This window comes from Segatella baroniae DSM 16972 = JCM 13447 (assembly GCF_000426585.1).
GTDB classification, from domain to species: Bacteria; Bacteroidota; Bacteroidia; order Bacteroidales; family Bacteroidaceae; genus Prevotella; species Prevotella baroniae.
The window spans coordinates 151,740-160,584 of record NZ_AUFQ01000006.1 but is presented as its reverse complement, the minus strand read 5'-3'; the positions used below and the strand labels follow the sequence as shown (position 1 = coordinate 160,584).

Here is an 8,845-nt window from a genome sequence, read left to right as displayed (position 1 = left end):
TCGGGGTTTGCAAGCAAACCCCATGCTGCCCCTCGACTTGCATGTGTTAAGCCTGTAGCCAGCGTTCATCCTGAGCCAGGATCAAACTCTCCATTGTAAAATATTCTTTAGGCTCACGACGGCGGAAGCCACGGACGGCACGAAGCCGAACCGAAGAAGACCGCGGCCGAAGCCCGGATGTCTGTCTGTCCAGAACGCCTGTTCCTTCATCTGAAGCCTGGGAAACCTTGTCTATACAATCGACGGGTCGTCTATTCTACCCAAGCGCGGCTGGCAACAACGCGGGGGAAAGCTCCCCCCATGCGCCCAGGCCGCGCCTGCTTCCTGTACTACTTATCTGTTTATGTAAATCTATTCAAAGAACGCTTCCTTGGTTGCCGTTAATCTCATGACAAGACTTTCGGCCTTGCTATCAGTAATCCAGCTCAAATGTGAATGTGAGTCATTTCCTGAATGCGGATGCAAAGGTATGTATTATTTAATGAACTTCCAAATGTTTTTTAAAGAAAGTTGCAAAAAAAGTTTTTAGCCGACATTTACACCTTATTATATATATAACTTTCGACAAAACAACTCGCAAAAGCAAAGAAACAACAGCTTCTCTTTCAAGGGGCGCGGCGCAGGGGAGACGCCCCTTGCCGGCCGCTGACGCCCCGCCGTTTCGCAACAGCGGTCCTTCTACGCCGCAACGGCAGTCCTTTGACACGCCAAAAAGGCAGCTTTCGCAAGCCGAAAGGACTGCCGTTGAAGAGCCATTGGCCAGCCGGCACGCAAATATCTGCCACGTTCGCGCCCCGCAGTTCCGTTAATAAATAATATTTTTTCGATGATTATGCGAAAAGTAGGGGCAAAATCACTACATTTGCTTGACATACCATCGTCACACCGCTTCACTTCCCGGACACAAAATGTATCCGTCTCCATTCCCAAAGAGCCGCCACCTGGGGTCGAAGGCATGGCTATTCCCGCGAAAGAAAGCCGGCAAAGGGACGAAAAACAAAGAAAAACAGCCTATGAAACCTATCCGGAACTTTGATGATATGACGGCCGACCTTTTGGGATGCGGCGTCAGAAAGCGCGTGGCCGTGGTCTGCGCCACCGACGAACACACCCGTTGGGCCGTGGAACGCGCCCGCGAAATGGGATTCGCCGAGCCCATCTACATAGACAATGTGGACAAGAGCGCGGCCGCGCAAGAAGCCGTGAGACTCGTAAGGGAGGGCGAGGCCGACCTGCTGATGAAGGGACTCATCAACAGCGACACGCTGCTGCGCGCCGTCCTCGACCGCGAGAGGGGGCTGCTGCCCAAAGGCAACGTGCTGACGCACATCGGCGTGGCGGAAATGCGGGCCTACCACAAACTCATCGCCTATTCCGACCCCGCCGTCATCCCCTACCCCACGCAGGAGCAGCGCGCGGCGCAGGTGCGGTACATGGTCGACCTGTGCCATGGCCTCGGCATAGTCGAACCCAAGATTTCGCTCATCCACTGCTCGGAGCAGCCCAACGAGAAGCATTTCCCCTTCACCATGGGCTACCGGGACATCATCCGCATGGGCCACGAGGGTGCTTTCGGGTCCTGCGTCATCGACGGCCCGCTCGACCTGAAGACGTCGTGCGACAAGGAGAGCATGGACATCAAGGGCATTGCCTCGCCCATCTCAGGCGACGCCGACGGCCTTATCTTCCCCGACATCGAGGCCGGCAACGTCTTCCACAAGGCCGTCACGCTGTTCTGCGGCGCACGGGTGGCCTGCATGCTGCAAGGAACGACGGCTCCCATCGTCATGACTTCGCGGGGCGACAGCAGGGAGTCGAAGCTCATGAGCCTGGCGCTGGGGGTGGAAAGGGTGAAAAGTAAAAAGGTAAAAGGGTAAAAAGGTAAAAAAAACAAAAAGGGAGGAAGGAGGGAAAAGGTGAAAAGTAAAAAGGGGAAAGGGTAAAAAGGTAAAAAAGTAACATATTAAAGAATTGCCAAACAGAGCCAATCAGCCTCAAGCCGACAGGCACTCCCCTCCTTGGGAGGGGCGGGGGAGGCCCTTTGGAGGGGCGGTAGAAGCCTCAGGGGCGGCTCACGATCGATTATGAAAATCCTTGTCATCAATCCAGGCTCTACATCGACCAAGATGGCGGTGTACGAAGACGCCAGTCCGGTGGTGCTGCGCTCCATCACCCACTCCACAGAAGAGCTGGCACAGTTTGAAACCATCACCAGCCAGCACGGTTTCCGCAAGCAGCTGGTGCTCGACGAGCTTGAACGCATGCACGTCGACTTCAATTTCGACGCCGTCATCGGCCGCGGCGGGCTCGCCAAGCCCGTGGCCGGCGGCGTGTATGAAATCAACCGCCGCATGCTCGACGACGTGAAGAACGCCATCCACCAGCACGCCTGCGACCTGGGGTGTCTCATCGCCTATGAGATAGCACGCGAGATACCCGACTGCCGCAGCTTCATCGCCGACCCGGGCGTGGTGGACGAGCTGTCGCCGCTGGCCCGTGTCAGCGGTTCGCCCATCATGCCGCGCATCTGCATCTGGCACGCCCTGAACCAACGGGCCATCGCCCACCGCTTCGCGCAACAGATAGGGAAGCGCTATGAAGACCTCAACCTCATCATCTGCCATCTCGGCGGCGGCATTTCCATCGCGGCCCACGAGCACGGCCGCGCTATCGACGCCAACAACGCGCTCGACGGCGAAGGCCCCTTCTCGCCCGAACGGGCCGGCTCGCTGCCTGCCGCCGACCTCATCCGGCTCTGCTTCAGCGGGCAGTACACCGAGGCGCAACTGCTGAAGAAGGTGGCGGGAGAGGCCGGACTCATCGCCCACCTGGGCACCAACAGCGTGAAGGAGATAGAACAACGCATCAAGCAGGGCGACCAACATGCCGAGCTGATACTCAACGCCATGATCTACCACACGGCCAAATACATCGCCGCCGAGGCCGCCGTGCTCTGCGGAAAAATCGACGCCATCCTGCTGACGGGCGGCATGGCGCGCAGCGAATATGTCATCAGCCGGCTGCGCCGACGCATCGACTTTCTGGCCCCCACCTACTGCTACCCGGGCGAAGACGAGATGCAAGCCCTCGCCATGAACGCCCTGGGCGTGCTGCAAGGCCAACAGAAAGCCCAGATCTATCGGTAGTCCCGCCGAAGCTACACCTTATTATAATATAGAAACACAGGAACGGCTGGCCGCACAAGTGTGGAGATGTTGCCGTTTCCATTCATTTTAATCGCTGTGGTGGACAAAAAACCTACTTTTTTATCCACCACAGCGATTATTTTGAGTAAAAAAGAGACTTTTGGCAGCTTGCCACCCCAACTCGCCAATGGAAAACCACGCCGCAGACCATTCGCCCCAACTCCCATCAAAGGCCAAAAACACCCCCAAAGCAGCGCAACGACCAAATGCAAACTCCAAATGGCAAAAAGAGAAGAGCGTCGAAGAATTTAATATCTTTAACCTAAATAGTTTGTAGAATACGATTATTTTTCAGAACGAAAGTTGTTTGTTGTTGGGTTTTTACGTAACTTTGCGGGCGGTAAAACCCCGAAAAGGCCATGCCCCCGAGCAGCATTCGGCCTTCAGGAAAAACCCTACAGGCATTCATTTCACAACTTAAATACATTTACAAAATGGCAAAGTTTGACAAATCCGTACTCGAAAAGTACGGTATCACAGGTACTACAGAAGTACTCTACAATCCTTCCTACGAAGTATTGTTCAACGAAGAGACCAAAGAAGGCCTCGAAGGTTTTGAGGTAGGCCAGGAAACAGAGCTTGGCGCTATCAACGTGATGACCGGCATCTACACCGGCCGCTCTCCCAAAGACAAATTCATCGTCGACGATGAGAACTCCCACGATACAGTATGGTGGACTTCCGAAGAATACAAGAACGACAACCATCCGGCCACCAAGGAAGCTTGGACGACCGTAAAGGAAATCGCCAAGAAGGAACTCTCCAACAAGCGCCTTTTCGTTGTCGACGGATTCTGCGGCACCCACAAGGACACCCGCATGAAGGTGCGCTTCATCATGGAGGTGGCATGGCAGGCACACTTCGTGACCAACATGTTCATCCGTCCCCAGAGCGAAGCCGACTTCGAGCAGGAGCCCGACTTCATCGTCTACAACGCCTCCAAGGCCAAGGTCGAGAACTGGAAAGAACTGGGTCTGCACTCTGAGACCGCCGTCGTTTTCAACGTGACGAGCAAGGAGCAGGTCATCATCAACACATGGTACGGTGGCGAAATGAAGAAAGGTATGTTCTCCATGATGAACTACTTCCTGCCTTTGAAGGGCGTCGCTTCCATGCACTGCTCCGCCAACACCGATATGAACGGCGAGAACACCGCCATCTTCTTCGGTCTGTCGGGCACCGGCAAGACCACCCTCTCCACCGACCCGAAGCGCAAACTCATCGGCGACGACGAGCACGGATGGGACGATGAAGGCGTGTTCAACTATGAAGGCGGCTGCTATGCCAAGGTCATCAACCTCGACAAGGAGGCCGAACCCGACATCTACGGCGCCATCACACGCGACGCTCTGCTTGAGAACGTGACCGTTGCAGCCGACGGCAAGATCGACTTCGCCGACAAGAGCGTCACCGAGAACACCCGCGTGTCCTATCCCATCTACCACATCAAGAACATCCAGCGGCCCGCTTCCGAAGGTCCGGCTGCCAAGCAGGTCATCTTCCTGTCGGCCGACGCGTTCGGCGTGCTGCCCCCTGTATCCATCCTGAACGCAGAGCAGACGAAGTACTACTTCCTCTCCGGCTTCACAGCTAAGCTCGCCGGTACAGAACGCGGTATCACCGAGCCCACTCCCACCTTCTCCGCTTGCTTCGGCCAGGCCTTCCTGGAACTCCATCCGACGAAGTATGCCGAGGAACTCGTGAAGAAAATGGACAAGAGCGGAGCCAAGGCATACCTCGTGAACACCGGTTGGAACGGTACAGGCAAGCGCATCTCGATCCGCGACACACGCGGTATCATCGACGCCATCCTCAACCATTCGATCGACGCTGCGCCGACCAAGCAGATTCCTTACTTCAACTTCACCGTCCCCACACAGCTCGAAGGTGTCGACACCAACATCCTCGACCCGCGCGACACTTACGCCAATGCCGCCCAGTGGGAGGAGAAGGCCAAGGATCTGGCCGCCCGCTTCATCAAGAACTTCAAGAAGTACGAAAGCAACGAAGCAGGCAAGGCTCTCGTAGCAGCCGGCCCGCAGCTCTAATCCACAAGCATTCCGTCCGGCCACGGCCCATCGGGCGCCGGCCGACGACAAGCCATCCCGTTCCCCTTCGCCGGGGAACGGGATTTTTTCATGCCCCCGCCGGCCGCCGCCGCAGGCTGATTCCACCGCCGCAATTGCACTATGAAACCGCAAGAGCAGTGTTCCGAAAGCCCCGAAGGCCCGTTTCAAAACACTTCAAACAGATACGAAAGGATTTAAAAACTTATTAAACAATGAAAAATAAGCTGCAAAAGTTTGGCGTGTTCGCACACAATGACTATATTTGCAGTGTGTTCGTGAGAATGCACTATTGTTTTTTCATTAGGTTAGTAGTTTTGATAAACATTTAAGGTAAAGATTATGTTATTAGATTTTGACACATTTGACATGCTGGCAAGCGTTATAGAGCTAACGTAGCAGGGCTTCAAAACCCAGCAATGCCAACATGCATGTAGATTAAGCCAAGGCCGGTACGAGTGATCGCACCGGTCTTGTTTTTATACACCCCCGAAAACACGCCGCAAGAAGCCTGTTCAGACCCGCCGAAAGCAAAACTAAAACAACCTTAAAAAAGCCCGCCGGATTCCTTTTTTTACATAATATGCACGCAAAAATGCACCTGTTTGCGTTTTTCTGATTAAATTTGCAACCAAAAACTGATAAAACAAGCGGAATGAAGAGCAACCTTTTATCCTTCATATTGTCGTTGACTACCACGATTTTACTGGCTTCCTGCCTCGGCAACACCGACGGCAATACGACGACTTATTACGACTCGGCCATCTCAAGCTTCAGAGTTGGAACGCTGAACAAATATCTCACGACCACCGACAAGGACGGAAAGACCACCGTGAAGAAGGTCGCCGTGGACTGCAGCAAATACAAATTCTACATCGACCAGGCCACGCACACCATCTACAACCCCGACTCCCTGCCCGCAGGCCTCGACATCAAGCACGTCATCGCCACATGCGCCACCAAGAACAACGGCGTCATCACCATCAAGAGCATGACGAGCGACAGCGTGCGCGCCTATTCCACGAGAGACTCCATCGACTTTTCACAACCCCGCGTCTTCACCGTCTACAACCATACGGGCCAAAGCCACACGGTCTACACCGTGAAGGTGAACATGCACAAGGAAGAAGCCGACGACTTCAGATGGAACCTGACGACCGTCGACAACGACGGACCGGCCGCACTGACCGACCTCAGAATGCTCGCCTGCGGCGGAAGCATGTACCTGCTGGGCCGCACCGGCGGCGAAACGGCCATCTACAAGACTTCCGAAAGCAGCCCCAACGGCTGGCAAAAGCTGGCCTTTAACCTGCCCAAAGCAGCCCTTTCGCCGGCCAATATCACTGCTTTGGCCGACAAACTCTACCTTCTTGCCGACGGCAAGCTCTACGTCTCCACCGACGGAAGCCAATGGGACGAGGTAGCCCCCACCACGATGACGAAACTGCTGGGGGCCTCCACGGCCAGACTCTACGGCCTGTCAGCCGACAACGGAATCGTCAGCTCGGCCGACGGAAAGGACTGGAAAACCGAAACGATGGACGCCGGCGCCGCCCTCCTGCCCCAAGAAAACATCAGGCTGATGACGTTGCCATCGCTGACGAACGAGAACATCAACCATCTGGTGCTCGTCGGCAACCCCGCCGCAGCCAACACCACCGACAGCACGGCCTGCATCTGGAGCAAGGTGGAGGACAACAGCGAGACGGCCAGCGTCGAACCATGGAGCTACAACCCCGTGGCGACCGGCAATCCGTTCAAGGCCCTGCGCCTCACCAACCTGCAGACAGCCCGCTACGACGACGCGCTGATTGCGTTCGGGGGCGACGGCATGGGCACCGGCAAGGCCAAAGCCTTCGGCGGAATCTATGTCAGCAAGGACAAGGGAGTCACCTGGAAGCGCGACTCCACCATGGCATTGCCCGCCGTCTTCAAGAGCAGCAAGACCCACTTCGCCATGGCCGTGGACAGCAAGAAGTTCATCTGGATATTCTGCGGCGAGAGCGGGCAGCTCTGGAAAGGCCGCCACGCCGCCAAAGGCTGGGCCACGGAACAGAAGAAGTTCGAGAAATAGACACGAGGATGACGCCGAGGGTCATGCTGACGATAGGACTCATGGTCGTTGCCATGCAGAGTCGTGCGCAACTCGACGATGAATATCGCTGGGAGGCGGGGGGCGGACCGGGCCTCGCCGGCTATCTCGGCGACTTCAACGGCAATGTCGCGAAAAACCTGCAACCCGCCGCCACGCTCGTCCTGCGCAGAGTCGTCAACCCCAGAATGGCCCTGCGGCTGGCCGCACTGATGGGAAAGATGAAGGGAGAAGCCGCCAACGTGAAGACCTTCCACCCGGGATTCAGCGACCACGGCTACCGCTTCGACAACACGCTGCTCAACCTCGGCGCGGCCTACGAGTACAACCTGTGGCCCTACGGCACCGGACACGACTACCGGGGAGCCAAGCCTTTCACCCCCTACATGCTGGCGGGACTCGGAGCCACCTATGCCACAGGCGGCGGCCGGCACGTCTTCACCGCCGACATCCCCCTGGGGATAGGCCTGAAACGCAAGCTGGGCGAGCGGCTCAACCTGACGCTTGAGTGGGCCATGCACTTCAGTCTGAGCGACAAGCTCGACGGAGCCGAAGACCCCTACGCCATCCGGAGCCGGGGACCGTTCAAGAACACCGACGGCTATTCGGCCTTGTCGCTGACGCTCACCTACAGTTTCTCGCCCAAATGCGCCAACTGCAATAAAGACTTTTAACATCGAACACTCCGACGAATACAAGACATGGCAGAATCAAAGAACAACTTGGACATGGACAGGGTGCCGCGGCACATCGCCATCATCATGGACGGCAACGGACGCTGGGCCACCGAACGCCATCAGCCACGGTCCTACGGCCACCAGGCCGGCGTCGAGGCGGTGCGCCGTATCACGTCGGAATGTGTTCGCCTGGGCGTCGAACACCTCACACTATACACCTTCTCCACCGAAAACTGGAATCGTCCGGCCGACGAAATCAGCGCGTTGATGGGCTTGGTGCTGACCGCGCTCGAAGACGAAATCTTCATGAAGCACAACGTCCGCTTCCGAGTCATCGGCGACACGGGCCGCCTGCCCGACGACGTCAGGCAGAAACTGCGCGACACCGAGGCCCACACGGCGGGCAACACGGCCATGACCATGGTCGTGGCCCTGAGCTACAGCGCCCGCTGGGAGATGACACAGGCCGTCAGAGACATCATCGGCGAGCACGGGACACGGCTCCAGCCCGCCGACATCACCGAGGAACTGCTCGCCGAGCACATGCAGACCAGCTTCATGCCCGACCCCGACCTGCTCATCCGAACAGGCGGCGAACTCCGCGTCAGCAACTTCCTGCTCTGGCAGATAGCCTATTCGGAACTCTACTTCTGCGACACCTACTGGCCCGACTTCGACGAAGACGACCTGCACGACGCCATCCGGAGCTACCAAAGCCGCCAGCGACGCTTCGGAAAGACCGAGGAACAGGTGGAGAAAGAACACTAACAAACGGACGCCCGCACGCCGGACGCCGCCATTCAG

The 8,845-nt window shown here is 56.7% G+C and carries 6 protein-coding genes and 1 rRNA gene; 6 read left to right on the top strand and 1 reads right to left on the bottom strand.

The features are described 5' to 3' along the window. Positions 1–97, bottom strand: a 16S ribosomal RNA gene (locus K334_RS0106510); the annotation flags it as partial. 916 nt (positions 98–1,013) lie between these two features. On the opposite strand from K334_RS0106510, the gene K334_RS0106505 reads away from it, so the two are divergent. The 6 genes from K334_RS0106505 (at position 1,014) to K334_RS0106475 (ending at position 8,809) form a co-directional block, all read left to right on the top strand. After that, positions 1,014–1,877, top strand: a complete 864-nt coding sequence (locus K334_RS0106505) for a phosphate acyltransferase (RefSeq protein ID WP_025882075.1) — start codon at positions 1,014–1,016, stop codon at positions 1,875–1,877. 207 nt (positions 1,878–2,084) lie between these two features. Further along, a complete protein-coding gene (buk, locus tag K334_RS0106500; RefSeq protein ID WP_027444709.1) occupies positions 2,085–3,146 on the top strand; it encodes a butyrate kinase in 1,062 nt (353 codons plus the stop codon). 494 nt (positions 3,147–3,640) lie between these two features. Continuing rightward, positions 3,641–5,254, top strand: a complete 1,614-nt coding sequence (gene pckA, locus K334_RS0106490) for a phosphoenolpyruvate carboxykinase (ATP) (RefSeq protein ID WP_021589665.1) — start codon at positions 3,641–3,643, stop codon at positions 5,252–5,254. A gap of 673 nt (positions 5,255–5,927) precedes the next feature. Beyond that, complete coding sequence (locus K334_RS0106485; protein ID WP_025882072.1) at positions 5,928–7,346, top strand: DUF6242 domain-containing protein; 1,419 nt, start codon at positions 5,928–5,930, stop codon at positions 7,344–7,346. A gap of 23 nt (positions 7,347–7,369) precedes the next feature. Then, positions 7,370–8,038: a type IX secretion system protein PorG gene (porG, locus tag K334_RS0106480; protein ID WP_154655568.1), complete on the top strand. Its 669-nt coding sequence runs from the start codon at positions 7,370–7,372 to the stop codon at positions 8,036–8,038. A gap of 27 nt (positions 8,039–8,065) precedes the next feature. Beyond that, a complete protein-coding gene (locus K334_RS0106475) occupies positions 8,066–8,809 on the top strand; it encodes an isoprenyl transferase (protein WP_027444706.1) in 744 nt (247 codons plus the stop codon). Positions 8,810–8,845: the final 36 nt, after the last annotated feature.